The organism is Streptomyces candidus, from assembly GCF_014207445.1.
In the GTDB taxonomy this organism is placed as follows: domain Bacteria; phylum Actinomycetota; class Actinomycetes; order Streptomycetales; family Streptomycetaceae; genus Streptomyces; species Streptomyces candidus.
On record NZ_JACHEM010000003.1, the window covers coordinates 342,470 to 367,090 of the forward strand.

Below are 24,621 nucleotides of genomic sequence, written 5' to 3' on the forward strand. Positions count from 1 at the left end.
GTCCCGCCCGGAGTGACTCTTCCGACAGCCTCGCCCCGCTTCACTTTTGGGCCGGGCTGCTTCACAATTTGCGGCAGCTACGCGCGTAGCTTCCGTGGTGCGCGGTACTTTTCCGCCACAGTCATCTCGCCGCACGCCGCCGTCGTAGCAGCCGTACCCTCCCTACCTTCCGCCTCAGCTCCTCCGCCTCCTGCCTAGGAGAGTGCGCCATCAAAGCGTCCAGCAGTCCCCACGCCGCATCCCGAGCCGCGGACGGCAGCCCCGCTGTCGAACTGCACGGGATCACCAAGCGGTTCCCCGGTGTCGTGGCCAACCACGACATCGCCATCACCGTGCGCCGCGGCACCGTGCACGCCCTCGTCGGTGAGAACGGCGCGGGCAAGTCCACCCTGATGAAGATCCTCTACGGCATGCAGAAGCCGGACGAGGGCACCATCGCGGTCGACGGGCAGCAGGTGACCTTCAACAGCCCCGGTGACGCCATCGCGCGCGGCATCGGCATGGTGCACCAGCACTTCATGCTCGCGGACTACCTCACCGTCCTCGAAAACGTGGTGCTCGGCTCGGAGAAGCTGCACGGCATCGGCGACCGGGCCCGCGCCCGGATCAAGGAGATCTCCGAGGCGTACGGCCTGAACGTGCGCCCGGACGCGGTGGTCGAGGACCTCGGCGTCGCCGACCGCCAGCGCGTGGAGATCCTCAAGGTCCTCTACCGCGGTGCCCGCACGCTCATCCTCGACGAGCCGACCGCGGTGCTCGTGCCCCAGGAGGTGGACGCGCTCTTCGCGAACCTGCGGGAGCTCAAGGCCGAGGGCCTCACCGTCATCTTCATCTCGCACAAGCTCGGCGAGGTGCTGTCGGTGGCCGACGACATCACCGTCATCCGGCGCGGCACCACGGTCGGCACCGCCGACCCGGCGAACACCACGCCCAAGCAGCTCGCCGAGCTGATGGTCGGCAGCGAACTCCCCTCGCCCGAGACCCGCGAGTCCACCGTCACGGACGTCCCCATGCTGAGCGTCTCGGACCTGCGGCTCAGCGCCGTCGACCCGGACGGCGTCGTGCGTTCCGTACTGGACGACATCGCGTTCACCATCCACAAGGGCGAGGTCCTGGGCATCGCCGGCGTCGAGGGCAACGGCCAGGCCGAACTCGTCGAAGCCATCATGGGCATGCGCACCCCGGACGCCGGAGCGCTCACCCTCGACGGCGTCGACATCTCGTCGGTCCCCACCCGCAAGCGGCGCGAGGACGGCATCGGGTACATCCCCGAGGACCGCCACAAGCACGGCCTGCTCCTCGAATCCCCGCTGTGGGAGAACCGCATCCTCGGTCACGTCTCCGAGAAGCCCAACAGCAACAAGGGCCTCCTGGACCTCAAGGCGGCCCGCGCCGACACCCAGCGGATCGTGCGCGAGTACGACGTCCGCACGCCCGGCATCGACGTCACGGCGGCCTCCCTGTCCGGCGGCAACCAGCAGAAGCTGATCGTCGGCCGCGAGATGAGCCACGCCCCCAAGCTGCTGATCGCCGCCCACCCCACCCGTGGCGTGGACGTCGGCGCGCAGGCGCAGATCTGGGACCAGATCCGCGAGGCGCGCCGCGAAGGCCTGGCCGTACTGCTGATCTCGGCGGACCTGGACGAGCTGATCGGGCTCTCCGACACCCTGCGGGTGATGTTCCGCGGCCGTCTGGTCGCCGACGCGGACCCCGCCACCATCACCCCCGAAGAGCTGGGCTCGGCCATGACGGGCGCCGCCACCGGACACCTGGAGGCGCACGGCGCCCCGGCCGAGACCGACCCCCGGACTGGGGGAGAGGACCGATGAAGAAGTTCGACAAGGAGCGGTTGCTCCTGGGCATCGCGGCCCCGCTGCTCGCGATCGTGGCCGCGTTCCTGGTCACCGCCGTGGTGCTGGTGGCCACCGGCAAGGAGCCGTTCAGCGCGTTCGGCATCATGTTCGACTACGGCATGAAGTCGGACAGCCAGGTCTACATCCTGAACAAGGCCACCACCTATTACCTGGCAGGTCTCGCGGTCGCCGTCGGCTTCCGGATGAACCTCTTCAACATCGGCGTCGACGGCCAGTACCGCCTGGCCGCCTTCTTCGCCGCCGCCCTCGGCGGCGCGCTGACCCTGCCCGGCTTCCTCCAGATCCCGCTGATCATCCTCACCGCGATGATCGTCGGCGCCATGTGGGCCGGTATCGCCGGTGTCCTCAAGGTCACCCGGGGCGTCTCCGAGGTCGTCTCGACGATCATGCTCAACATGATCGCCACCGCGATCATCGGCTACCTCCTCCAGGACGGCCGGCTCGGCCAGCTGGACAGCGCGGGAACCAAGGTCTCCACCAAGCCGCTGCCGGAGTCCTCGCACTTCTTCGTCTTCCCGACCGTGCCGGACCAGGTGTGGGGCTTCATCGTCGTCGCCGCACTGGCCGGTGTCGCGTACTGGTTCATCCTGTCGCGCACCCGCTTCGGCTTCGACCTGCGCACCGTGGGCCAGTCCGAGTCGGCGGCCGACGCCAGTGGCGTCAACGTCAAGAAGATGATCATCACCTCGATGCTGATCTCCGGTCTGGTGGCCGGTCTGGTCGGCATGCCGACGCTGCTCAACGACTCCTTCGAGTACGGCGGCGACTTCCCCACCGGCATCGGCTTCACCGGCATTGCCATCGCCCTCCTGGGCCGCAACCACCCCGTCGGCATCGCCCTGGGCGCACTCCTGTGGGGCTTCCTGGAACGCGGTTCCGGAAAGCTCGAATTCGAGGGGTACGACCGGGAGATCGTCGGCGTCATCCAGGGCGTGATCGTCCTGTCCGTCGTCATCGCCTACGAGGTCGTCCGCCGTTACGGCCTCAAGCGCCAGCAGCGGCAGGTCGGCGAGAAGCTCGCCGCCCAGGCCAAGAACTCCAAGAAGCAGGAGGTGTCGGCGTGAGTACGGCGACCACCGCCCCGGCGGCCAAGTCCCCGGCGGGCAAGAAGGCGGGCAAGCGCCGCCTCTCCCTCCCGGTCGTCCTGCTCATCGTCGCGGGCGCGCTGATCGCCCTGTCGGCGGTGCGCGCCATCACCGGCGCGCAGGACATCACCGCGTCCGGCCAGATCGGCGCGGCGCTGTCCATGGCCGTGCCGATCGGCCTCGCCGGTCTCGGCGGCCTGTGGGCGGAGCGCGCGGGCGTCGTCAACATCGGCCTCGAAGGCATGATGATCCTCGGCACCTTCTTCGGCGCCTGGGCGGGCTGGCAGACCAACCCGTGGATCGGCGTGCTGGCCGGTGTGCTCGGCGGGATGTTCGGCGGTCTGCTGCACGCGGTCGCCACCGTGAGCTTCGGCGTCGACCACATCATCTCCGGCATCGCGATCAACATCCTGGCGCTCGGTGTCACCTCGTACTTCGCGAAGCTCTGGTTCAACAGCCCCGAGGCCGCGGCCAAGGGCGGCAGCCCCAAGCAGTCCCCGCCCGCCGAGTCGATCGACACGCTGAGCCTGCCCGGGGTCTCCGACTGGCTGTACTCGGTGGAGAAGCACCACTGGTTCTTCGTCTCGGACGTCGCGGGCATCCTCGGCGGCCTGGTCACCAAGGTGTCGCTGCTGACGATCGTCGCCGTGCTGCTGTTCGTGCTGACGTTCTGGGTGCTCTGGAAGACCCCGTTCGGGCTGCGCCTGCGCTCCGCGGGCGAGAACCCGATCGCCGCCGAGTCGCTGGGCGTCAACGTCTACAAGTACAAGTACATCGCCGTGATCGTCTCGGGCGGCATGGCCGGCCTCGGCGGCGCGTTCCTGTCCCTGGTCACCTCGCACATCTACAACGAGGGCCAGACCGGCGGCCGCGGCTACATCGGCCTCGCCGCGATGATCTTCGGCAACTGGCGTCCGGGCGGCCTCGCCATGGGCGCGGGCCTCTTCGGCTTCGCCGACGCGCTCCAGCTGCGCAACGGCGGCACCTCGGTGCACGCGCTGTTGCTGCTCCTGGTCGTCCTGCTGGTGGGCCTGGCGCTGTGGAAGGCATACAGGAAGGCGTTCGTCGCTGCTGCCATCTGCGCCGTGATCGCGGCGGGCGTGCTGGTCTGGTACCTCGGTACGGACACCGTGCCCACCGAGTTCGTGAGCGCGACCCCGTACGTGGTCACCCTCCTGGTGCTCTCGCTGTCCGCGCAGCGGCTGCGGATGCCCAAGGCCGACGGCATGCGCTACCGCAAGGGGCAGGGCAAGTGACCGCCCCCGACGCCGCGGCGGTCGACTGGGAGCTGCTCCGGGAGGCGGCCAGGGACGCGATGTCCCGGGCGTACGTCCCGTACTCGAAGTACCCGGTCGGCGCGGCGGCGCTGGCCGACGACGGCAGCGGCACGGTCCGCACCGTGGCCGGCTGCAACGTGGAGAACGCCTCGTACGGGCTGTCGCTGTGCGCCGAGTGCGGGCTGGTGTCCGCGCTCCAGGCGAGCGGCGGCGGCCGGCTGACGCACTTCACCTGCGTCGACGGCCGGGGCGAGAACCTGATGCCGTGCGGCCGTTGCCGTCAGCTGCTGTACGAGTTCGGCGGTCCGGAGCTCCTGATGGAGACCTCGTCCGGGGTCCGCACCCTCGGCGAGATGCTGCCGGACGCCTTTGGCCCGCAGCACCTCAAGTAGTACGTTCGCGGCCCCGTCATCGTTTCCCGGTGGCGGGGCCGCACCCCTTTCCCAGCGCAACGCGCGTAGATTCGCACCCAGTCGTACGACCGGAAGGAACCCCATGGACGTCATCTCCGTCATCCGCACCAAGCGCGACCGCGGCGAGCTGAGCCCCGAGCAGATCGACTGGGTCATCGACGCGTACACGCGCGGAGCGGTCGCCGACGAGCAGATGTCGGCCCTGGCCATGGCGATCCTGCTGAACGGCATGAACCGGACCGAGATCGCCCGCTGGACCGCCGCCATGATCGCCTCCGGCGAGCGCATGAACTTCGACCAGCTGTCCCGCCCGACCGCCGACAAGCACTCCACCGGCGGCGTCGGCGACAAGATCACCCTCCCGCTGGCCCCGCTGGTCGCGGCCTGCGGTGCGGCCGTGCCGCAGCTCTCCGGCCGGGGCCTGGGCCACACCGGCGGCACCCTCGACAAGCTGGAGTCCATCCCCGGCTGGCGCGCGCTGCTGTCCAATGCCGAGATGCTCGACGTCCTGGAATCCACCGGCGCGGTCATCTGCGCCGCCGGTGACGGTCTGGCCCCCGCCGACAAGAAGCTGTACGCGCTGCGCGACGTGACCGGCACCGTCGAGGCCATCCCGCTGATCGCCTCCTCGATCATGTCCAAGAAGATCGCCGAAGGCACCGGCTCGCTGGTGCTGGACGTCAAGGTCGGCTCCGGCGCCTTCATGAAGACCATCGAGGACGCCCGCGAGCTGGCCTCCACGATGGTCGGCCTGGGCACCGACCACGGGGTGAAGACCGTGGCGCTGCTGACCGACATGGCGACCCCGCTCGGCCTGACCGCGGGCAACGCCCTGGAGGTACGGGAGTCCGTCGAGGTCCTGGCCGGCGGCGGCCCCGCCGACGTCGTGGAGCTGACCCTCGCACTGGCCCGCGAGATGCTGGACGCGGCGGGCCTGCCGGACGCCGACCCGGAGAAGGCGCTGCGCGACGGGTCCGCGATGGACGTGTGGCGCCGCATGATCCAGGCGCAGGGCGGCGACCCGGACGCGGAGCTTCCGGTGGCCCGCGAGCAGCATGTGATCAACGCCTCCTCCAGCGGGGTGCTGACCAGGCTGGACGCCTACGCGGTGGGCGTCGCAGCCTGGCGGCTCGGCGCGGGCCGGGCCCGCAAGGAGGACGTCGTCCAGGCCGGCGCGGGCATCGAACTGCACGCCAAGCCCGGTGACAGGGTCGTCGCGGGCCAGCCGCTGATGACGCTGCACACCGACACCCCGGAGAAGTTCGCGTACGCCATCGAGGCGCTGGACGGCGGCGTGCTGACCGCCGACGCGCACTCCGCGGCGGCGGCCGACTTCGTTCCGGCACCGATCGTGCTGGACCGGATCGCCTGAGCCGGGGCACTCTGGGAGTGCCAAGCTCTGTGACGCACGGGGCCGGTGGGGTATCGCGCCCCGCCGGTCCCGTGTCGTGTGCGGGGTCCCCCGCGATGCGTGTGCGGGGGAACGCGCCCGGTACGGGAGTGCGGGAGGACACGCCCGGTACGGGAGTGCGGAAACCTTTCGGCGCATGCGGGAACGCGACGCCGCGCCGCGGCCGTCTTCCGTACGAGGCGCGCTTGGCGTACGCATGTACGACCGACGTCGTTTCGTCCACCGGCCGCTTCGGCCGCGCACCCACCCCCTGGTTCGTCAGGAGCCGGGGAACCACCAAGCCCCTCGAACGCCCAGGAGAGCCGGACCATGACCGTCGCGCCCCCGCCGCAGCGGACCGCGCAACAGCCCACGCCGCCCGGCCCGCACCCCGCACCCGGCACACCGGAGTCCGGTGACGGGCGCCGGCTGCGCGTTCCCCGGTGGAAGCCGGCGCTCCACGGCGCGGACCGGGACGTCCTGTGGCTGTACCTGCTCACCCGGGTCGGGCTGTGGGTCACCTCGTACAGCGTGGCCTGGCTCTTCCCGGGCAACGGCGACGCGAAGGACGCGCCCTCGGCGCTCTCGCGGTGGGCGCAGTGGGACTGGACGCACTTCCTGCACATCGCCCAGGCCGGGTACTTCCCCGAGGGTGCCGGCCCCGGCACACCGGACTGGGACAACCGGGAGGCCTTCTTCCCCGGCTTTCCGCTGGTGCTGCGCGCCGTCCACACCGTCGTCCCGGACTGGACCCTCGCCGGGCTGCTGATCTCCTTCGTGTCGGGCGCGGTCGTGGTCCTGGCGCTGGCCCGAATAGCGAGGCTGCACCTGCCGGGCGAGCAGACCGCCCCCGGCCCGGTGCAGCGCTCCGGTTCCTCCGACTCCCCGTCGCCCGCCGGACAGCGGGCCGTGCTCTTCCTGCTGCTCTCGCCCTGCGCGGTGTTCCTCGCCGCCGGGTACACCGAGGCGCTCTTCCTCGCGTTCGCGCTGCCCGCCTGGCTGGCCGCGCAGCGCCACCAGTGGGCGATGGCCGGGCTGCTCACCGCACTCGCCACCGGCGTGCGGATCTCCGGGCTCTTCGTCGCCGCGGCCATCGGCGTGCACTTCCTGATCACCGCGTGGCGGGCCCGCTCCGCGAGGGCCTGGCGGCCGCTGCCCTGGACGCTGCTGCCCGCCCTGCCCGCCCTGCTCTACAGCGCCTACCTGTATGCGCACACCGGCGACTGGATGGCCTGGAAGCACGCCCAGGAACGCGGCTGGTACCGCCAGTTCCACGCCCCCTGGGAGTCCTGGGCCACCACCTGGCGGGCCGCGTTCGACGGCGCTTACCCCACCGGGTACGCCTACATGTGGCAGGCGGAACTGCTCGCCATGGTCGTCGGCCTCGTCCTGCTCGGGGTGCTGCTGTGGCTGCGCCGCTGGCCCGAGGCCGTGTACCTCGCCCTCAGCCTGTGGGCGCTCGGCACCTCGTACTGGTTCACGTCCGTGCCCCGAGCCACCCTCCTGTGGTGGCCGCTGTGGACGCTGCTCGCCGCGTGGAGCGTGCGCAGTCCGCGGGTGAAGACGGCGTACGTGATGGTGGCGGCGCCGCTCATGATGATCTTCGCCGTGTCGTACCTGTCGGGCCGCTGGACGGGCTGACAGGTCCACCCGGGTGGACGCCGGTCCGCTCCTGCCGATGAGTTTTGGCCGTCCGCCCGGTCCTACCCCCGTGGAAGACTCATCGACGCATCACCCCATGGCGCTCGTCGGGCCGGTGACCAGGGCCGACGTACCGCACCTGTGCGAGCGGCTGCGCGCACACCTCCTGGTCACCGGCGCGACGGAACTGCACTGCGACGTCTCCGCCCTCACCGACCCCGGGCTGGCCGCCGTGGAGGCGCTGACCCGGATGCGGCTGACCGCCCGGAGGCTGGGGTGCCGCTTCCATCTGGCGCACCCCAGCCGTGAACTGACCGGCCTACTGGACCTCGTCGGCCTCACCTTCGACGCCACCGGCAGCACCGGCGCCACCGGCAGCACCGCCCCCGGCAGCAGCCGCGGCGGCGGCCTCGAATCCGGAGATCCCCCCGGGGACGGCGGGCGGACCCGGAGTGCCGTCGGCCTCGATCCTGGCCGGGAGGTCGAACAGCGGGAACCACCGCTTGGTGTCGAGGAACGTGTTGATGTGGGAGATCCGGCCGTCTGAGATCTCGATGACCTGGAGCGCCCACGGCTCGAAGTGTCCGGCGGGCGTCGGGTGGTACTGGGCGAACGCGGGCGTGCCGTTGGCCACCGTGGCCAGCATCCGCGAGCCGTTGCACGCCGCACCGTGCGTGAGCATGAAGCCGGTGATGTCCGCGGCGCCGACCAGCCACAGGTCGAACGGGGGCATGGAGAGCACGGCGTCCTCGTGGAGCAGCGCCGTCAGCGTCTTCATGTCGTAGCCCTCGAAGGCCGCCACATACCGTTCGAGGAGTTTCTGCTGTTCCTCGTCCATCGGCTTGGCGGTGTCCGACTCGCCCGTCTTCGACTCGGCGAGCGTGGCACGTGCCCGCTGGAGCGCGGAGTTGACCGAGGCGACGCTCGTCTCCAGAAGTTCCGCGACCTCGCTCGCCTTCCACGCGAGCACCTCGCGCAGGATCAGCACCGCGCGCTGCTTGGGCGGCAGGTGCTGGAGGGCCGCCACGAAGGCCAGCCGTACGGACTCGCGGGCCACGGCGGTCTCCGCCGGGTCCGCGACGGGGCTCAGTACCCGCCCGTCGGGGACCGGCTCCAGCCACGCCGCCTCCGGCTGCGGGTTCAGCTGCGCCTGGGCGAGCGGCTTGGGATCGGAGAAGTCCATCGGGCGGGCCCGTTTCTTGCTGCTGCCGAGCATGTCCAGACATACGTTGGTGGCGATCCGGTACAGCCAGGACCGCAGCGAGGAACGCCCCTCGAACCGGTCCTGACTGCGCCACGCGCGCACCATCGTGTCCTGCACGGCGTCCTCCGCCTCGAAGGCGGAGCCGAGCATCCGGTAGCAGTAACCGGTCAACTCGGTCCGGTAGTCCTCCAGTTGTGCTTCCACTCCTGGCGTCGCAACATCACTCACAGGTCCACCCCACCCGTTCATCCACCCACCACTGCTGTGTGGTGAAACTCTACGGGAGGGGTCTGACAGCGGCTGCCGAATGCGGTGAACCGCCCTGTCACGTACCCGGCTTGCGCCCGTACACGAAGACGTCGTCACCGCGCTTCAGCAGGTTCCAGTACGCCTTCGCGTCGCCCGGCCGCATGTTGACGCAGCCGCGCGATCCCGGCGGGTTCCACATGGACTTGGTCACCGAGTGGAAGGCGATCCCGCCGTCGAAGAACTGCGAGTACGGCATCCACACCTTGTACAGCGACGACCAGTGGTTCAGGGTCCGCTGGTAGATCCGCTTCGACCCGGTCCTGGTCTCGTTGCCGTCGCGGCCGGTGCGCACCGGGACCGGGCCGTACGTGAGCTTCTTGCCGTCCTGGATCCAGGACAGCTGCCGTGTCAGGTCGACGCAGGCGATGCGGCCCTTGTTGGTCGGACACCTGCCGGCCGCGTTCGGGTTGCGCCCGGCGGCCTTCTGCTTGTTCATCAAGTCCATCGCGCCCCAGGTCACGGAGCCCGCGTACCCGGCGGTGGGCGTGATGCCGTGCTTGGACTGGAAGGCCCGTATCGCACGGCAGTCGGCGGCGGACTGCCTGCCGTCCGCCTTCAGCCCCAGGAACCGCTCCACCTGCTTCTGGTACGGCCCCGTGCCCGCCGTGCAGGACGGCGCCGCCTGGGCGGGGGCGGCGGCCCCCACCGTCAGTGCCACCGGGACCACCATCGCGGCGATCCCCGCGGCGATGCCCGTCCGGGTGCGGAGCGCGTGCCGCAGCCGTACGGTGCCGACTCTTCCGTTGTTGTCCCCCATGGACTTCCCTCTCCCCTGTCGTGCAGCACGCGCGTGCGTGCCGTACTGCACGTTTCCTGCCCGTTCAGACGGGCGGGGAAGCCAATGCGTTGTACCGACAAGGGAGTTGAAGTGTCACGAATTCGTGACAGCGCTCCGTCCGGCCACCACGAGGGAGCGCCGCTCCACCCGCGCGCAGCGCGTCCCGTACAGCGTGATCGAGGCGACGCCGACGACGGCCAGCAGGCCGAGGCCGACGGTGGCCTCCCAGCCGCCCGCGTGGAACGCCACCGCGCCGAGGGTGCCGCCGACGCTGGAACCGAGGTAGTACGCCGACTGGTAGAGCGCCGACGCCTGCGCGCGGCCGGTCTTCGCGGTGCGGCTCACCGAGGAGGAGGCGACCGCGTGCCCGGCGAAGAAGCCCGCCGTGATGAGCACCAGCCCCGCCAGCACGCCCGCCAGGGAGTGCGAGAGCGACAGCAGCAGCCCCACCGCCGTGGTGGACACCGCCAGGTACAGCGCCCCGCGCCGCCCGGTGCGCGCCACCAGCGTGCCGGCGCCCGCCGAGGACGCCGTTCCCACCAGGTAGACCAGGAAGACCGAGCCGACGACGCCCTGCGGGAGGCTGAAGGGCGCCTCGGCCAGCCGGTAGCCGATCACCGTGTAGACGGCGCCGAAGACGGTCATGAAGAGCGCGCCGATCGCGTAAAGCCTGCGCAGCAGCGGATCGGAGAGGTGCGTGCCGACGGTCTTGGCCAGTGCCCGCGGGTCGAGGCTGCCGGGGCGGAAGTTGCGCGCCTTCGGCAGCAGCAGCCGGAACACCACCGCGCACACCAGTGCCATCAGTCCCACGGCGGCCAGCGCGGCCCGCCAGCCCCACAGCTGGGCGGCCCAGCCGGTCACGATCCGCCCGCTCATCCCGCCGAGCGAGTTGCCCGCCACGAACAGCCCGATCGCCGCCACCAGCGCCTTCGGCCGTACCTCCTCCGCCAGGTAGGCCATCGCGGAAGCGGGCAGCCCGGCCAGCGCCGCACCCTGCACCGCGCGCAGCGCGATCAGCCACTCGACGTCCGGCGCGAAGGGGATCACCAGCGCCACCACGACGGCCACCACCAGGGCGTACGTCATCACGGTCCGCCGCCCGAACCGCTCGGAGAGCGCACTGAGCGGCAGTACGAACAGAGCGAGCGCGCCGGTGGCCGCCGACACCGTCCAACTCGCCTGCGCAGCGGTCACGTTCAGATCGGCGGAGATCGCGGGCAGCAGCGCCTGCGTGGAGTAGAGCAGCGCGAAGGCCGCCATCCCGGCCGCGAAGAGCGCGAAGCTCATCCTGCGGAAACCGGGGGAGGAGGGAGCGAGCCGCGGGTCCACGGGCTCGCTCGACCCCCTCTGTGCAGAGGAATCAAAGGAAACGGAAGGATCGGCGCCCACAACCACAGGTATGGACGCCGTACTACTGGCGGAAGGCATGCCTGAAACCTAGATCGTGCCTTCTCATGCGTCCAATGCACAAACACGCGATACTTCATGCCATGTTGCATAAGCCGAGCTCACAGAGTCGGGTGTCACCGAACAGTAACGAAGAAGACATCCAGCAGGTACTTGCCCCGCGCCTCGCGCAGTTCGCCGCGGTCGCCCGTCACGAGCACGTCACCCGCGCCGCGCACGAGCTGGGCGTCCCGCAGTCGACCCTCTCGCGCGCGATGGTCCGGCTCGAACAGGACCTGGACGTCACTCTGTTCGCCCGCAAGGGCCGCACCGTCTCCCTCACCCCGGCCGGCCGCACCTTCCTCACCACGGTCGAACGCGCCCTCGCCGAGGTCGAGAAGGCGGCCGAGTCCGTACGCGCCGACGCCGACCCCACCTCGGGGAAGATCGCCTTCGGGTTCCTGCACACCATGGGCTCCGAAACGGTCCCCGCCCTGATCCGCGCGTTCCGTGCCGACCACCCGCACATCCGCTTCCAGCTCGTCCAGAACTACGGCGAGGCGATGCTGGAACGGCTGCGCGCCGGTGACCTCGACCTCTGCCTCACCTCGCCCGTCCCCGAGGCCCCCGACCTGGTGGCCCGCCGCCTCGACGAACAGCGGCTGCGTCTCGTCGTGCCCGACGACCACCGCCTCGCCGTCCGCAAGCGCGTCCGCCTCGCCGAGGCCGCCGACGAAACCTTCGTCACCCTCGAACCGGGCTACGGGCTGCGCCGCATCACCGACGACCTGTGCGCGCAGGCGGGCTTCCGCCCCCGGGTCGCCTTCGAGGGCGAGGAGGCGGAGACCCTGCGCGGCCTGGTCGCCGCCGGGCTCGGCGTGGCGCTGCTGCCACCTCCGGCGGTCGCCCGCCCCGGGGTCGTGGAGCTCACCGTCACCGCCCCGCGCGCCGCCCGCGAGATCGGCGTCGCCTGGCTGGACGGGCACCCGGACACCCCGCCCGTCGCCGCGTTCAAACGCTTCCTGCTGTCGCGGCGCGGACGCCTGCTGCCGGAGGCCGCGCCCGAACCCGCGACCGCACCCGAGCCCGCGACGGGCCCGGCGGGGGCCGCTACGGACTGACCGCCAGCACCAGGTAGGCCGCGAACAGCGACAGGTGCACGCCGCCCTGCAACGGTGTCGCCCGCCCCGGTACGAAGGTCAGCGTGCCCACCGCCACGGTCAGCGCCAGCAGCACCATGTGCGTCGGCCCGAGTCCCAGCAGCAGCGGCCCTTCCATCCAGATCGACGCGATCGCGACCGCCGGAATGGTCAGCCCGATGCTGGCCATCGCCGACCCGAGACCGAGGTTGAGGCTGGTCTGCACCCGGTCGCGCCTGGCCGCCCGTACCGCCGCGATGCTCTCCGGCAGCAGCACCAGCAGCGCGATGACGACGCCGACCACGGACGCGGGCAGCCCGGCGGCGGCCACCCCGGACTCGATGGTGGGCGACACGCCCTTGGCCAGCCCGACCACCGCGACGAGGGACACCGCGAGCAGCCCGAGGCTGAGCATCGCGGTCCTGGCGGCCGGCGGGGAGGCGTGCTCGTCCTCCGCGATGACCTTGCCCTCGTGGGTGACGGGGAGGAAGTAGTCGCGGTGCCGCACGGTCTGGGTCACGACGAACAACCCGTACAGCACCACGGCGGCCAGTGCCGCGAAGACCAGCTGCGTCGTCGAGAACTCGGCCTTCGGCGTGCTCGTCGTGAACGTCGGCAGGGCGAGGCTCAGCCCGGCGAGGGTGGCCACCGCCCCGAAGGCGGCCACCGTCCCCTCCGGATTGAAGACCGCGACCCGCCGTTTGAGGGCGCCCACCAGCAGCGAGATGCCCACGATGCCGTTCAGGGTGATCATCAGGGCGGCGAAGACCGTGTCCCGGGCGAGTGAGGCGCTCTTGTCGCCGCCGTCGGCCATCAGGGTGACGATCAGCGCGACCTCGATGATGGTCACGGCGACGGCCAGTACGAGCGACCCGAAGGGCTCGCCGACGCGGTGCGCCACCACCTCCGCGTGGTGCACGGCGGCGAGGACGGCCCCGCCCAGGAAGCAGGCCAGGAGCGCGACGACGGGACCCGCCATGCCCTCGCGCCCCCAGGAGAACGCGAGCAGGACAACGGCCAGGACGGGGACGACGCCGGACCAGTGGGGGACGCGGAGGCGGGCTGAGGTGCTGCTCATGGATCCGACAGTGGCAGAAGGGCGCGGGCGGTGCGCGTCGGAGGGCCGGGCAGGCCCCAGGAGTCGGACGGGGCGCCGGCCCTACCTCTGCCCGAAGCCCAGCGCCAGCGGCATCCGCAGCCCCAGCGGCGGCGGGGCCGCCAGTGCGTCCGCCAGCGGCCGGGCGTACGGCCGTCCGAAGAGCGAGCCCACCGCGAAGTCCGCGACGAGCGCCCGCACCTCCGCCCGGTGCTGCCGCATGCCGTGCCCGTCCGAGTGGACCTCGAACCGGCACACGTCGCGGTTCGCCTTCTTCGCCCGCGCCGCCAGCCGGAACGACAGCTCGGGGTCGGCCCGCCCGTCGTCCGTCCCGTGCGCGATCAGCACCCGCCGCCCGGCGAGCTGCCGCACCGGATCCTCCTCGCCGCCGTCCGGCAGCCAGGGGGCCAGCGCCACCACCGAGGTGACCGCCGGGTGACCGGCCGCCCGCAGGGCCGCCCGGCCGCCCATGTGGAGCCCCGCCAGGCACACCGGCACGTCGCCGTAGCGCCGTACCGCCTCCTCCACCGCCCACCGGGCGTCCGCCGCGAGCCGGGCCGCCTCCCCGTTCCATCCGCGTCCCCGGTACCGCACCACATGGGCGACGAGCCCGTCCGCGGCCCCGGCCCCGGCGACCCGGCGGGCGAGCGGGCGGGCCGCCGCGTAGGCCCGGGCGGACGGCCCCCGCGAGGACTCCGGCGCGCCCGCGGGAAGTACGAGAACGACGCCGCCCACGGTTCCGCCCGGCACCCCGGGCGCCCCGACGGCCCGCCCCAGCCGGGGGGTCGGCCCCGGCGCGACTTGCTGTGTCATGACAGAACAGTCTCAGAACCGGCGTCCGGGACCACCCGCCCGCACGGTCACTGTTACGTATCGACCGGTGCTGTCTACGCGCGTAGGGGCTACAGTGCCTCAATGACGAGCCAGACCACGAAGCAGACCACGCAGCAGACGGCGGGACAGCCCCTCAACACGCCCACCGCGGACCAGATCCGCCGGGCACCGAAGGTGCTGCTCCACGACCACCTCGACGGCGGCCTCCGCCCCGCCACGATCGTCGAGCTCGCCCGCGAGACGGGTTACGAGAACCTCCCCGAGACGGACGCCGACAAGCTCGGCATCTGGTTCCGCGAGGCCGCGGACTCCGGTTCGCTGGAGCGCTACCTGGAGACCTTCGCGCACACCTGCGCCGTCATGCAGACCCGCGACGCCCTCTTCCGGGTGGCCGCCGAGTGCGCCGAGGACCTCGCCGAGGACGGCGTCGTGTACGCGGAGGTCCGGTACGCGCCCGAGCAGCACCTGGAGAACGGCCTCACCCTCGAAGAGGTCGTCGAAGCGGTCAACGACGGTTTCCGCGAGGGCGAGCGCCGGGCCCGCGCCAACGGCCACCGCATCCGCGTCGGCGCCCTCCTCACCGCGATGCGGCACGCCGCGCGCGCCCTGGAGATCGCCGAACTCGCCAACCGCTACCGGGACACCGGCGTCGTCGGCTTCGACATCGCGGGCGCCGAGGCGGGCTTCCCTCCCACCCGCCACCTCGACGCCTTCGAGTACCTCAAGCGCGAGAACAACCACTTCACCATCCACGCGGGCGAGGCCTTCGGCCTGCCGTCGATCTGGCAGGCGCTCCAGTGGTGCGGCGCCGACCGCCTCGGCCACGGCGTCCGCATCATCGACGACATCGAGGTCGACGAGACGGACGGCAGCGTCAAGCTGGGCCGCCTGGCCGCGTACGTACGGGACAAGCGCATCCCGCTGGAGATGTGCCCCACCTCCAACCTGCAGACGGGCGCGGCGACCTCGTACGCCGATCACCCCTTCGGCCTGCTGCGCAAGCTCCAGTTCCGGGTGACGGTCAACACCGACAACCGTCTGATGTCCGGCACCAGCATGAGCCGCGAGTTCGAGCACCTGATCGGTGCTTTCGGGTACACGCTCGACGACATGCTGTGGACGACCGTCAATGCGATGAAGAGCGCCTTCATTCCTTTCGATGAACGTCTCGCCATGATCAGCGACGTCATCAAGCCCGGATATGCCGAACTGAAGTCGCAGTGGCTCTTCCAGTAGGCCCCGAACGACCGCGGTGAACAGCGGCTTTCCTGTGCGGAACAAAGGAGCGCAGACGTCTCGCACAAGCGGCCGGGGATATCAACCCCCGGCCGCGGGGTGTTTGCGGGGCGACAGGACCTCTGACTAGCTTGCAGAGCCGCTCAACTCCCCGAATTCCCCTGAGGACGTTGTTTTCATGAAGCAGTCTGCTGCCAAGAGCATCGGTGCCGCCGCCCTCGGTGCCGCCTTCGTCGCCGCCGCCGCCGGTTCTGCCACCGCGGCTGCCGCCCCCGCGCTCCCCGACGCCGCCGGCACGTTGTCCACCGTCACCGCCGCCCTCCCCGTGGAGCAGGCCGCGAGTACGCTTCCCGCCGGCGGCCCCGAAGCGCTGAAGGCAGGCACGAACGCGCTCGGCAAGCCCACCGCCGCGGTCAGCGACAGCGCCATCCCGGGCAAGGGTCTCCTCGGCGGTCTGCCCACCAGCGCGCTGCCCACCGGCGGCCTGCCGGGTCTCGGCGGCTGATCCGGCGCACGCGACACGACGAAGGGGCGCGCCTCCCGCAATGGGGGGCGCGCCCCTTCGGCATGACCGGGCGGGCCGGTGTCACCGGGCGGCCCTCGTCACCAGGCGGTCTTCGAGGTCCGCTCGGCCGGCAGGAAGATCCACAGTGCCAGGTAGAGCAGGAACTGCGGCCCCGGCAGCAGGCACGAGGCCAGGAAGATCACGCGCATCGTGGTCGAGGAGGTGCCGAAACGCCGGGCCAGCGCTGCGCACACTCCACCGATCACACGGCCGTCGCGGGGTCGGGCAAGTGCGGTCATGGCGGGCTCCTTAACGAGCTTCGTAGGTGCAGAGCGGGGGAGCGCGGTAAGTGCTCCCGATGTCTCCATACTCCTGCCCGCGCACTCTCCGGGCATCGCTCTACGGGGCGACGTGGACCCTGGGAATCCTCGGGGTCGTCCCTGCCCCCGCGTCCTCCCCCGTCAGGGGCGCACCCCCTACCCGGGTACGAGCCGCCCCCCGGGCCGCCTCCCACCTGCGCCGCAGCCTGGCCCGGGTCAGCGGTACGACGGCGAGGTGGGCGAGCGCGATGCCGGCGGTGTTCAGCAGCAGCGAGTCGACGTCCACGACCCGGCCCGGCACCCCGGTCTGCCACAGCTCGATGCCGAGCGACAGGAACGCCCCGGCCGCGACCGTACGCACGAGGGACACGAACGGCGGGACCTGGAGGCGGCCGCCCGCCATCGGCAGCAGTACGCCGAGCGGGGCGAGCAGCAGCAGGCCCTCGCCGATCCGGCGGGCCCCCTCGACGGGGCCCAGCGCGAGATCGGCCCGGATGCCGGCCAGCGGCTGCAGATTGGGTGCGGTCACCCACAGCACGTCGTCGAGGGGACGCAGGGCGACCCAGGCGACGAAGAGCAGATGCGCGAGGAGGAGGAGTCTCCCCGTCGCGCGGAAGCGGGTGACGGCACTGCCGATCGGAGCTGGACGCACGACCCCCAAGACGCGGGGCGCACGGGGAACGGTTCCCTGCCACGGGTGTGGCACGCGGCGCACGGTCACCGGGGGCGGTGCAGCTCGGCCGGGCCCGTGGGCCGGCCCGGCCCCCGCCCGGTCACCGCGGGTCCGGGGCCGCTTCCGGGCGGGCCTTCAGCGCCGCCGTGCACTGGTACTTGCGGGGCGGGTCCTCGGCGGGGCCGCCCAGTTCCACGGAGCCGCCCCCGTCGTCGGCCGCGCTGCCCGAGTACGTGCACACGATCTGGGCGAGCGCGTGCGGCGGCAGGTCGTCGGGTTCGCGGCTGAGCCGCAGCGCTCCCGGCGGGTCCCCGCGTCGGCCCGCGGAGACCGTCAGCGACCCGCGTACGTCCGTACTGAAACCGGCCTGCTTCTCCTCGTGCGACGGGTCCTTCTGCAACTCGTCGAGGAGCGCGTGCGCGGCCCGCATCCGGTCGGCCGTCATCGTCTCGGCGGACACCCCCACCACCCGCTGCACGGACACCAGCCCGGCCCCGCACACCAGGAACACCCGTACCGTGGACCCCGCCTCCGACGGTGCGGACGCCGCTTTCGAGGGGACGTCGCAGGACACCCGGGACGGCGCGGGCCCCGCGTTCACCGGCACCTGCGTGCTCCGGATCCCGCACCCCGACGCCGCCACCGCGAAGGCGAGGGCCGTGCCCGCCAACGCCGACGCCCGCCGTACCCGTGCTCCGACCCCTGCCGACCGCGCCATCAGCTTCCCTCCCGTACCGCAGCGGTGTCCGGACCGGAGTCCGGTCCGGGCTCCGGCGACACGTCCCGGGGCAGCCGGAGCGTGAACTTCGCGCCGCCGTCCGGGCAGTTGGCGGCCGTGATGGTGCCGCCGTGGATGAGCGCGTTCTCCATCGCGATGGACAGGCCGAGCCCGCTGCCCTCGGACCGGGGCCGCGAGGCGCTCGCCTTGTAGAAGCGGTCGAAGACATGCGGGAGGACCTCCGCCGGGATGCCGGGGCCGTGGTCCCGTACCTCGATCACCAGCTCGCCGTCGTCGGCCCGCACCGAGACCCCGACGGGTGAACCGCCGTGCTTGAGGGCGTTGCCGACCAGGTTCGCCAGGATGACATCGAGCCGGCGCGGGTCGAGCCGTGCCATCAGCCCCCGCGTCGCGTCCAGCTCGACGGCGTCCAGCCAGGCACGCGCGTCCAGGCAGGCCGTGAGCTGGTCGACCACGTCCACGTCGTCGACGACCAGCCGCGCCGTGCCCGCGTCGAAGCGGGTGACCTCCATCAGGTTCTCGACGAGGTCGTTGAGCCGCCGGGTCTCGCTCACCACCAGGTGCACGGCGGGAGCGATCATCGGGTCGAGGCTGTCCGCCTCGTCCTCCAGCACCTCCGCCACCGCCGTGATCGCGGTCAGCGGCGTCCGCAATTCGTGCGACATGTCCGCGACGAAGCGACGGCTCGCCTCCTCCCGGGCGCTCATGTCCGCGACCTTCTTCTCCAGCTGCGCGGCCGTCCGGTTGAACGTCCGTGAGAGGTCGGCCAGTTCATCGGTACCGGAGACCCGCAGCCGGGTGTCCAGCTTGCCCTCCCCGAGCCGCCGCGCCGCGTCCCCGAGCCGCTGCACGGGCTTCAGTACGGTCGTGGCGGCGGCCTGGGCGAGCAGCGCCGAGCCGAGCAGGGCGAGACCGGTCGCGATCCCCAGCGACCAGGCCAGCGAGTTCAGATCGTCCCGCTCCTGCTTGAGCGAGGTCAGCATGTACCCGGTCGGCCCGCCCCCGATGACCTTCGCCCCGCCCACCAGGTACGGCGCCCCGTCCAGCTGCGTACGCATCCAGAAGAGGTGGTACGGGTGCGCATTGCCGCCGGACACCGGCTGTTCCCTGTTCACCTGCTCCTGGAGCTTGGGCGGCACGTTGTCGAGGGTGAACTCGTCGAGGTCGGAGTAGCCGACCACGGGCTTGCCGTCGTCACGGCTGTCCACCAGCAGCACGCTGTACCCGGGACGCGCGCTCAGCGCCGACATCTGCTCGGCGGTGCGCTGCAGTTCGGCCTGGGTGGGGTTGAGGGGCAGGGACGCGACGCGGCTCTGCATGGACTGCCGGAAGTCGTCGAGGGCACTGTCCTGGGTGCGCGTCAGTACGGCCTCGCGGTTCAGCCAATAGGCGATCCCCGCCACCGACACCGCGGCCGTCAGCGCCACCAGCGCGAACACCACCACCAGCCGCAGCCGCAAACTGGTCCAGCGCAGCCCGGCCAGCAGGGCACGCTTGAGAGCCGTACTCACGAAGGACTGTCCAGCCGGTAGCCCACACCACGGACCGTACGGATGAGCGTCGGCGACGACGGCACGTCCTCGACCTTCGCCCGCAACCGCTGCACGCACGCGTCGACCAGCCGGGAGTCGCCCAGGTAGTCGTGCTCCCACACCAGCCTCAGCAACTGCTGCCGGGACAGCGCCTGACCCGGCCGTCGGCTCAGTTCGAGCAGCAGCCGCAGCTCGGTCGGCGTCAGTTGCAGGTCCTCGCCGTTCTTCGTCACCGTCATCGCCGACCGGTCGATCACCAAGGACCCGAACGAGGCGGCGTCGTTGGCCTCCCGTTCGCCGCGCCGCAGCACGGCCCGGATCCGCGCGTCGAGCACCCGCCCCTGCACCGGCTTCACGACGTAGTCGTCGGCCCCGGACTCCAGACCGACCACCACGTCGATGTCGTCACTGCGCGCGGTGAGCAGGATGATCGGCAGCTGATCGGTGCGTCTGATCCTCCGGCACACCTCGAAGCCGTCGATCCCTGGCAGCATCACATCCAGCACGATCAGGTCGGGCCGCTGCTCGCGCAGCAGCTTCAGGCCGTCCTCACCGGTTGCCGCCGTGGCAACACGGTGTCCTTGGCGGGTGAGCGACAGCTCAAGCGCCGTACGGATGGCGTCGTCGTCCTCGATCAGCAACAGGAAGGGCACGCGCTCATTCTGGCCCATCCGGGCGCAGGACTTCGACAGTTGGAGCGCTCCCATCGCCACGGGTGGTAACGCCACTCGTCATGACCGCCCCTGTGACGCGCCTGTGACAGTCGCCGGACAGCCCGATGAAACTGCACGGGCAAGCTCTTTCTCACACGGACCGCTACGGACTCCACCGACGGGGGGCGCGAGATGAACGCACTGCACAGCACCAACTCAAGCGCAGTTGTCACGCGTCTCCACGACGTCGTACGGAGCGTCGAGAAGTCCGGCGCCGTGACCGTTCGGGGGTGTGGTCGTGGTGCCGGGCGTTCGCGGACGTCGTCGTACAGCCAGTACATGACGACCGTGGACGTGCCGGGGGGAACGTCGGGCCCGGGGGGGACCGACGGGGGGACCAAGGGGGGAACCAACGGGGGGAACGGGGGAGCGGCTGCCGGGGGGGCGTTCGGGGGAGCGCCGGCAGCGGCACGGGCGACGTACGGGGAGGGCACGGGGGAGCGGGTACCCGCGACGGCGGCGGAGGCGGAGTTCACCGCCTACGTCCAGGAGCGCCGCGCCTCCCTGTACGCAACCGCCTACCACCTGACCGGCGACCGCTTCGAGGCCGAGGACCTGCTGCAGAGCGCCCTCTTCTCGACGTACCGCGCCTGGGACAGGATCAGTGACAAGGCGGCGGTCGGGGGCTACCTCCGCCGCACCATGACCAACCTGCACATCAGCGCGTGGCGCCGCCGCAAGCTGAACGAGTACCCGACGGAGGAGCTGCCGGAGACGGTCGGCGACACGGACGCCATGCGCGGCACCGAACTGCGCGCCGTCCTGTGGCAGGCCCTGGCCCGGCTCCCCGAACTCCAGCGCACGATGCTCGTCCTGCGCTACTACGAGGGCCGTACCGATCCCGAGATCGCGGACATCCTCGACATCAGTGTCGGCACGGTGAAGTCCAGCATCTGGCGCTCCCTGCGCCGGATGCGCGAGGACGAGGTCCTCAGCTTCGGCCGTGACGAGGAAGAGTCCTTCGGCGAACTGGTCGCCTGAGGGCACGAGGTGCCCCACGGCGCGAACGGGTCGCCGAGGGCACGACGGGGGTCGTCGTTTCGGGGGAGACGGCGAGAGCACGGGGGTGCGGGAGAGCGAAGCGGGGCCACGTCGGCCGGGGGGTCCGACGCGGTCCCGCTTTCGCGTGCCCGCAGTGCTTTCGACAGCGGGGCTCTGGGGGGACCGGCCGGTGTCGGAGCCTGTGCGCGGCGGTGCTACGCCGTCGGCTCCGCCAGCGTGCCGACGCCCGCCCCCGGGGCCTGGCTCGCCGCGTCCGGGACCACGCTCGCCCGTCCGGCGCCGGGGCAGCGGCCCGCCGCCGCTCCCGCCAGCCGCCCCAGCGCCTCGTCCTTGCCGCAGGCATGCGCGCCCAGCGCCACGTGCCGCGCCACGATCCCCGGCTCGGCCCGCATCAGCCGCCACCCGCGGCGCACGAGGAACGGCACCGACTTGCGCCCCTCCCGCACGTCCCGCAGCAGCCGCCGCCGGAACGTCGTGAAGGGCCGCCCCCGCAGACACAGCGCGTCCGCCAGGACGCCCAGTTCGCGGCACCTCGCCACGATGTCCGCCGCGAAGATGCCCTCCGCCACGAACAGGGGCGTGCGGGCGATGTCGAGCGCTTCCTCGGACACCCGTGCGCTGGTGGCGATGTCGTACACCGGGACGGTCGTCCGGCCCGTACGGCACAGTTCCAGGATCGCGGCCACCGCCACGTCCGCGTCCCACGACAGCGGGGAGTCCCAGTCGATGTCCGTACTGCCCTCGACCTGCGGAAGCGTCGGGTCGTCGTGCTCCTTGTAGAAGTCGTCCAGGCGCAGTACGGGCAGACCGGCGCGTGCGGCGAGGGACGACTTCCCGGAGCCGGAGGGACCCGCGAGGAGGACGACGCGGGCCGTCGGAGGAGAAGAGCTCACGGGAGACAAGTGTGCGGCATGAGCCCCGTGGAGGTCTCCCCGGGCGGAGTCGTTGGTGCACCGCACCGCTCGTCAACTACTCTGCGTACGCAGATGATCACTTGATCTTCGTTCCGGTGCCGCTCCGGAACTCGATCCATGACGCAGACGGGCGACTCACTCATGGCACAGGCACCACGTCACGCAGCCCCGCGACCGCCGCGCCGCTCCCTCCTGCGGGCCGGACTCACCGTGGCCGCGGTCGGCGCGGCCCTGGCGGCCGGGGCGGGCGCGGCCCAGGCGGCCCCAGACGCGGCGCTGCCCGCCGGGGTCGGCCAGCCGGCCGACGGCACCGAGGCCGCCCCGACCGCCGGTCAGGCTCTGGTGGGCGCGCTCACCCACTCCGCGGCCGGCGGCCTCGGACCCGCCAAGAACGTGCAGCTCGACCCGCTGGCGGGCACCAGCGCCGACCCGCTGAACAATACGATCGGCACCCAGCTCGCCGACTTCCGGCCGGTCCATACGGGGCTCGTGACGGCCCCGCTGGCGAACGGCGGCGCAACGAAGGACCTGCCGGTGGCGGGCCGGGCCCTGGGCCTTCTGCCGGGCTGAGCGGGAGAGGACGGGGCCGCCGCCGGGGTTGGCCCCGCGTGGGGTCAGGGGCAGGCGCGCACCCCGTCCGTCAGACGGCGAGCAGCACGACCAGCGCGATCAGCCCCGCCAGGCACGGCCCCATGATCTCGTACGCCCAGCGCACCGATGCCTCGCCCTGCGCGGACGGGCGGGCGGCGTTGCGCTCGGCGAGGTCCTGGAGGTCGATGACCCGCTGGTCGCTCGACGCGACGTGGCTGTCGCCGCCCCGCGAGGGCCGGCCGAGCGGCGCGCGGCCGGTGTGCAGCTCCCCGGATGCGGTGGCCTTCGCCTGGGTGCGGACCGCCCTCTTGCGCTGCCGGAGCGACACCGGGACGGCCCACAGCTGGTACTTCGCGCCGCCTGCCAGCACCTCACTGGTGTAACCGGTACGGATCGCGTCGACGGCCCCCCACGGCAGCACGATCGTCCGGAACGGGTTGCGGATCCGGAGCCGGTCCTCGTTGGCGTACACGGCCGGGCGCAGCAGGAACGCCACGACAAGCGGAACCGCGAACGCCAGCCCCGCGAGCACGGCCCCCATCGTGTGCGCGTCCGTCTTGAGCATCGCGTCGACGGAGAGCCAGGCGGCGACAGCGAGCATCAGGACGCCCCAGAAGACGTTGGCACCCGAACGGAAGACGCGGTCGGCGTAGCCCGTCGACTCGTCGGAGCCGCCGGAGCCGCCGGAGCCGCCGGAGCTGCCGGGGGAGGGAGAGGGACCGCTGCTTGTCATGGGGCCGATTCTGCCTGACGTCCGTTCGAGGCCGAAGCTCCTGTGTCTCCGGTCACGGTGCGGCCCGGGGCGGGCGTGCGCTCGCGGGGCGGTGAGGACCGCCTTCCCTTCGGGCCACACCGCGTTCCCTCCGGGGCGGCGCCTCTTCTCCCTGCGGGGTGACACCTTCTCGGCCCATGGGGTGGCACCTCCTTTCCCTACGGGGTGGCACCTCCTTTCCCTACGGGGTGTACAGGTCGCTACGCGCGTAGATATGCTCCAGTGGTGACCATGCCCACCTCTGCATCCGCTCCCGCATCCGCATTTGTCGACGCGACCGCGTCCGACAGCGCACTGCGCCGCTTCCTGCACGGGCTGCCCGGCGTCGACGCCGTCGGCCTGGAGGCCCGCGCCGCCGCGCTCGGTACGCGCTCGATCAAGACCACGGCCAAGGCGTACGCCATCGACCTGGCCATCTCGATGATCGACCTGACCACGCTCGAAGGCGCGGACACCCCCGGCAAGGTCCGGGCGCTGTGCGCCAAGGGCGCCCACCCGGACCCCACCGACCGCACGACCCCGAGGGTCGCCGCGATCTGCGTCTACCCGGACATGGCGGCCACCGCCAAGGAGGCCCTGGCCGGAACCGGTATCAAGGTCGCCTCCGTCGCGACCGCCTTCCCGGCGGGCCGCGCCGCCCTCCCGGTCAAGCTGGCCGACGTGCGCGACGCCGTCGAGGCGGGCGCGGACGAGATCGACATGGTGATCGACCGGGGAGCCTTCCTCGCCGGGCACTACCTGAAGGTGTACGAGGAGATCGTCGCCGTGAAGGCCGAGTGCGGGGACCGCGCCCGGCTCAAGGTGATCTTCGAGACCGGTGAGCTGTCCACGTACGACAACATCCGCCGCGCCTCCTGGCTCGGCATGCTGGCCGGCGCGGACTTCATCAAGACCTCCACGGGCAAGGTCGCGGTCAACGCCACCCCGCCCAACACGCTGCTGATGCTGGAAGCCGTACGGGACTACCGCGCGCAGACCGGCATCCAGATCGGCGTGAAGCCGGCCGGCGGCATCCGCTCCACCAAGGACGCGATCAAGTTCCTGGTACTGGTCAACGAGACCGTGGGCGCGGACTGGCTGGACAACCACTGGTTCCGCTTCGGCGCCTCCAGCCTCCTCAACGACCTGCTGATGCAGCGTCAGAAGCTCAGCACGGGCCGCTACTCCGGCCCCGACTACGTGACGGTGGACTGATCCC

Annotated in this window: 24 protein-coding genes and 1 pseudogene; 13 read left to right on the forward strand and 12 right to left on the reverse strand. The window is 71.7% G+C overall.

The window, feature by feature from the left end; genetic code table 11:
• Nucleotides 1-209 precede the first annotated feature (209 nt).
• The 7 genes and pseudogenes from HNQ79_RS07540 to HNQ79_RS33510 all read left to right on the forward strand — a co-directional run.
• Complete coding sequence (locus HNQ79_RS07540) at nucleotides 210-1,829, forward strand: ABC transporter ATP-binding protein (protein WP_185028748.1); 1,620 nt, start codon at nucleotides 210-212, stop codon at nucleotides 1,827-1,829.
• Nucleotides 1,826-2,938: an ABC transporter permease gene (locus HNQ79_RS07545; protein WP_185028262.1), complete on the forward strand. Its 1,113-nt coding sequence runs from the start codon at nucleotides 1,826-1,828 to the stop codon at nucleotides 2,936-2,938. The genes HNQ79_RS07540 and HNQ79_RS07545 overlap by 4 nt, the downstream gene beginning before the upstream one ends.
• Nucleotides 2,935-4,215: an ABC transporter permease gene (locus tag HNQ79_RS33505; RefSeq protein WP_229923334.1), complete on the forward strand. Its 1,281-nt coding sequence runs from the start codon at nucleotides 2,935-2,937 to the stop codon at nucleotides 4,213-4,215. Before HNQ79_RS07545 ends, HNQ79_RS33505 begins: the two co-directional genes overlap by 4 nt.
• The gene (locus HNQ79_RS07550) at nucleotides 4,212-4,628 is read left to right on the forward strand and encodes a cytidine deaminase (RefSeq protein WP_268253549.1); all 417 of its coding nucleotides are present in this window, start codon (nucleotides 4,212-4,214) and stop codon (nucleotides 4,626-4,628) included. Before HNQ79_RS33505 ends, HNQ79_RS07550 begins: the two co-directional genes overlap by 4 nt.
• Before the next feature lie 103 nt (nucleotides 4,629-4,731).
• Nucleotides 4,732-6,021, forward strand: coding sequence for a thymidine phosphorylase (locus HNQ79_RS07555; protein ID WP_185028264.1), 1,290 nt, complete (start codon nucleotides 4,732-4,734; stop codon nucleotides 6,019-6,021).
• Between the two features lie 348 nt (nucleotides 6,022-6,369).
• Nucleotides 6,370-7,680 carry a mannosyltransferase family protein gene (locus tag HNQ79_RS07560; protein ID WP_185028266.1) on the forward strand — a complete coding sequence of 437 codons (1,311 nt, stop codon included), beginning with the start codon at nucleotides 6,370-6,372 and terminating at the stop codon, nucleotides 7,678-7,680.
• 97 nt (nucleotides 7,681-7,777) lie between these two features.
• Nucleotides 7,778-7,960 (forward strand): annotated as a pseudogene (locus tag HNQ79_RS33510) (STAS domain-containing protein); the annotation flags it as partial.
• A 39-nt stretch (nucleotides 7,961-7,999) separates the two neighbouring features.
• On the opposite strand, the gene HNQ79_RS07565 reads toward HNQ79_RS33510, so the two are convergent.
• The 3 genes from HNQ79_RS07565 to HNQ79_RS07575 form a co-directional block, all read right to left on the reverse strand.
• Nucleotides 8,000-9,133, reverse strand: a complete 1,134-nt coding sequence (locus HNQ79_RS07565) for a sigma-70 family RNA polymerase sigma factor (RefSeq protein ID WP_185028268.1) — start codon at nucleotides 9,131-9,133, stop codon at nucleotides 8,000-8,002.
• A 76-nt stretch (nucleotides 9,134-9,209) separates the two neighbouring features.
• Complete coding sequence (locus HNQ79_RS07570; protein ID WP_373312519.1) at nucleotides 9,210-9,863, reverse strand: L,D-transpeptidase family protein; 654 nt, start codon at nucleotides 9,861-9,863, stop codon at nucleotides 9,210-9,212.
• A 201-nt stretch (nucleotides 9,864-10,064) separates the two neighbouring features.
• A complete protein-coding gene (locus HNQ79_RS07575; protein WP_185028272.1) occupies nucleotides 10,065-11,399 on the reverse strand; it encodes an MFS transporter in 1,335 nt (444 codons plus the stop codon).
• Between the two features lie 62 nt (nucleotides 11,400-11,461).
• On the opposite strand from HNQ79_RS07575, the gene HNQ79_RS07580 reads away from it, so the two are divergent.
• Nucleotides 11,462-12,478 carry a LysR family transcriptional regulator gene (locus HNQ79_RS07580; protein WP_221507450.1) on the forward strand — a complete coding sequence of 339 codons (1,017 nt, stop codon included), beginning with the start codon at nucleotides 11,462-11,464 and terminating at the stop codon, nucleotides 12,476-12,478.
• On the opposite strand, the gene HNQ79_RS07585 is transcribed toward HNQ79_RS07580, so the two are convergent.
• Both HNQ79_RS07585 and HNQ79_RS07590 read right to left on the reverse strand, forming a co-directional pair.
• Nucleotides 12,468-13,574 (reverse strand): calcium:cation antiporter, encoded by a 1,107-nt coding sequence (locus HNQ79_RS07585; RefSeq protein WP_185028275.1) that lies wholly within the window; start codon nucleotides 13,572-13,574, stop codon nucleotides 12,468-12,470. The two genes, HNQ79_RS07580 and HNQ79_RS07585, sit on opposite strands and share 11 nt — an antisense overlap.
• 81 nt (nucleotides 13,575-13,655) lie before the next feature.
• Nucleotides 13,656-14,405 (reverse strand): alpha/beta hydrolase, encoded by a 750-nt coding sequence (locus HNQ79_RS07590; protein WP_185028276.1) that lies wholly within the window; start codon nucleotides 14,403-14,405, stop codon nucleotides 13,656-13,658.
• Between the two features lie 102 nt (nucleotides 14,406-14,507).
• Here HNQ79_RS07590 and HNQ79_RS07595 point away from each other — a divergent pair, with 102 nt between their 5' ends.
• Complete coding sequence (locus tag HNQ79_RS07595) at nucleotides 14,508-15,662, forward strand: adenosine deaminase (protein ID WP_185028278.1); 1,155 nt, start codon at nucleotides 14,508-14,510, stop codon at nucleotides 15,660-15,662.
• Nucleotides 15,663-15,840: 178 nt separating this feature from the next.
• Nucleotides 15,841-16,167 (forward strand): ATP-binding protein, encoded by a 327-nt coding sequence (locus tag HNQ79_RS07600; protein ID WP_185028280.1) that lies wholly within the window; start codon nucleotides 15,841-15,843, stop codon nucleotides 16,165-16,167.
• A gap of 98 nt (nucleotides 16,168-16,265) precedes the next feature.
• On the opposite strand, the gene HNQ79_RS07605 is transcribed toward HNQ79_RS07600, so the two are convergent.
• The 5 genes from HNQ79_RS07605 to afsQ1 form a co-directional block, all read right to left on the reverse strand.
• Entirely contained in the window at nucleotides 16,266-16,466 is a 201-nt protein-coding gene (locus HNQ79_RS07605) for a PspC domain-containing protein (protein ID WP_185028282.1), read from the reverse strand.
• Between the two features lie 100 nt (nucleotides 16,467-16,566).
• On the reverse strand, nucleotides 16,567-17,139 hold the full coding sequence (locus HNQ79_RS07610) for a VanZ family protein (RefSeq protein WP_373312508.1): 573 nt from the start codon (nucleotides 17,137-17,139) through the stop codon (nucleotides 16,567-16,569).
• Nucleotides 17,140-17,260: 121 nt separating this feature from the next.
• Nucleotides 17,261-17,878, reverse strand: coding sequence for a hypothetical protein (locus tag HNQ79_RS07615; RefSeq protein ID WP_185028285.1), 618 nt, complete (start codon nucleotides 17,876-17,878; stop codon nucleotides 17,261-17,263).
• Entirely contained in the window at nucleotides 17,878-19,410 is a 1,533-nt protein-coding gene (locus tag HNQ79_RS07620; RefSeq protein WP_185028287.1) for an ATP-binding protein, read from the reverse strand. The genes HNQ79_RS07615 and HNQ79_RS07620 overlap by 1 nt, the downstream gene beginning before the upstream one ends.
• Nucleotides 19,407-20,084, reverse strand: coding sequence for a two-component system response regulator AfsQ1 (afsQ1, locus tag HNQ79_RS07625; RefSeq protein WP_185028289.1), 678 nt, complete (start codon nucleotides 20,082-20,084; stop codon nucleotides 19,407-19,409). Before afsQ1 ends, HNQ79_RS07620 begins: the two co-directional genes overlap by 4 nt.
• A 192-nt stretch (nucleotides 20,085-20,276) precedes the next feature.
• On the opposite strand from afsQ1, the gene HNQ79_RS07630 reads away from it, so the two are divergent.
• Nucleotides 20,277-21,125, forward strand: coding sequence for a SigE family RNA polymerase sigma factor (locus tag HNQ79_RS07630; RefSeq protein WP_185028291.1), 849 nt, complete (start codon nucleotides 20,277-20,279; stop codon nucleotides 21,123-21,125).
• Nucleotides 21,126-21,340: 215 nt separating this feature from the next.
• Here HNQ79_RS07630 and HNQ79_RS07635 read toward each other — a convergent pair whose 3' ends face one another.
• Nucleotides 21,341-22,039, reverse strand: a complete 699-nt coding sequence (locus tag HNQ79_RS07635) for a uridine kinase family protein (protein ID WP_229923333.1) — start codon at nucleotides 22,037-22,039, stop codon at nucleotides 21,341-21,343.
• 138 nt (nucleotides 22,040-22,177) lie between these two features.
• Here HNQ79_RS07635 and HNQ79_RS07640 point away from each other — a divergent pair, with 138 nt between their 5' ends.
• A complete protein-coding gene (locus HNQ79_RS07640) occupies nucleotides 22,178-22,630 on the forward strand; it encodes a hypothetical protein (protein WP_229923332.1) in 453 nt (150 codons plus the stop codon).
• Nucleotides 22,631-22,700: 70 nt separating this feature from the next.
• Here HNQ79_RS07640 and HNQ79_RS07645 read toward each other — a convergent pair whose 3' ends face one another.
• Nucleotides 22,701-23,384 carry a PH domain-containing protein gene (locus HNQ79_RS07645; RefSeq protein WP_185028295.1) on the reverse strand — a complete coding sequence of 228 codons (684 nt, stop codon included), beginning with the start codon at nucleotides 23,382-23,384 and terminating at the stop codon, nucleotides 22,701-22,703.
• Between the two features lie 270 nt (nucleotides 23,385-23,654).
• On the opposite strand from HNQ79_RS07645, the gene deoC reads away from it, so the two are divergent.
• A complete protein-coding gene (gene deoC, locus HNQ79_RS07650; protein ID WP_185028297.1) occupies nucleotides 23,655-24,617 on the forward strand; it encodes a deoxyribose-phosphate aldolase in 963 nt (320 codons plus the stop codon).
• Nucleotides 24,618-24,621 lie beyond the last annotated feature (4 nt).

Bases quoted from the DNA above. Each gene is read 5' to 3' on its own strand.
- HNQ79_RS07545 (WP_185028262.1), top strand. From the start codon at position 1,826: ATGAAGAAGTTCGACAAGGAGCGGTTGCTCCTGGGCATCGCGGCCCCG.
- HNQ79_RS07555 (WP_185028264.1), top strand. From the start codon at position 4,732: ATGGACGTCATCTCCGTCATCCGCACCAAGCGCGACCGCGGCGAGCTG.
- HNQ79_RS07560 (WP_185028266.1), top strand. From the start codon at position 6,370: ATGACCGTCGCGCCCCCGCCGCAGCGGACCGCGCAACAGCCCACGCCG.
- HNQ79_RS07565 (WP_185028268.1), bottom strand. From the start codon at position 9,133: ATGAACGGGTGGGGTGGACCTGTGAGTGATGTTGCGACGCCAGGAGTG.
- HNQ79_RS07570 (WP_373312519.1), bottom strand. From the start codon at position 9,863: ATGGTGGTCCCGGTGGCACTGACGGTGGGGGCCGCCGCCCCCGCCCAG.
- HNQ79_RS07575 (WP_185028272.1), bottom strand. From the start codon at position 11,399: ATGCCTTCCGCCAGTAGTACGGCGTCCATACCTGTGGTTGTGGGCGCC.
- HNQ79_RS07580 (WP_221507450.1), top strand. From the start codon at position 11,462: ATGTTGCATAAGCCGAGCTCACAGAGTCGGGTGTCACCGAACAGTAAC.
- HNQ79_RS07585 (WP_185028275.1), bottom strand. From the start codon at position 13,574: ATGAGCAGCACCTCAGCCCGCCTCCGCGTCCCCCACTGGTCCGGCGTC.
- HNQ79_RS07590 (WP_185028276.1), bottom strand. From the start codon at position 14,405: ATGACACAGCAAGTCGCGCCGGGGCCGACCCCCCGGCTGGGGCGGGCC.
- HNQ79_RS07595 (WP_185028278.1), top strand. From the start codon at position 14,508: ATGACGAGCCAGACCACGAAGCAGACCACGCAGCAGACGGCGGGACAG.
- HNQ79_RS07600 (WP_185028280.1), top strand. From the start codon at position 15,841: ATGAAGCAGTCTGCTGCCAAGAGCATCGGTGCCGCCGCCCTCGGTGCC.
- HNQ79_RS07605 (WP_185028282.1), bottom strand. From the start codon at position 16,466: ATGACCGCACTTGCCCGACCCCGCGACGGCCGTGTGATCGGTGGAGTG.
- HNQ79_RS07615 (WP_185028285.1), bottom strand. From the start codon at position 17,878: ATGGCGCGGTCGGCAGGGGTCGGAGCACGGGTACGGCGGGCGTCGGCG.
- HNQ79_RS07630 (WP_185028291.1), top strand. From the start codon at position 20,277: ATGAACGCACTGCACAGCACCAACTCAAGCGCAGTTGTCACGCGTCTC.
- HNQ79_RS07640 (WP_229923332.1), top strand. From the start codon at position 22,178: ATGACGCAGACGGGCGACTCACTCATGGCACAGGCACCACGTCACGCA.
- HNQ79_RS07645 (WP_185028295.1), bottom strand. From the start codon at position 23,384: ATGACAAGCAGCGGTCCCTCTCCCTCCCCCGGCAGCTCCGGCGGCTCC.
- deoC (WP_185028297.1), top strand. From the start codon at position 23,655: ATGCCCACCTCTGCATCCGCTCCCGCATCCGCATTTGTCGACGCGACC.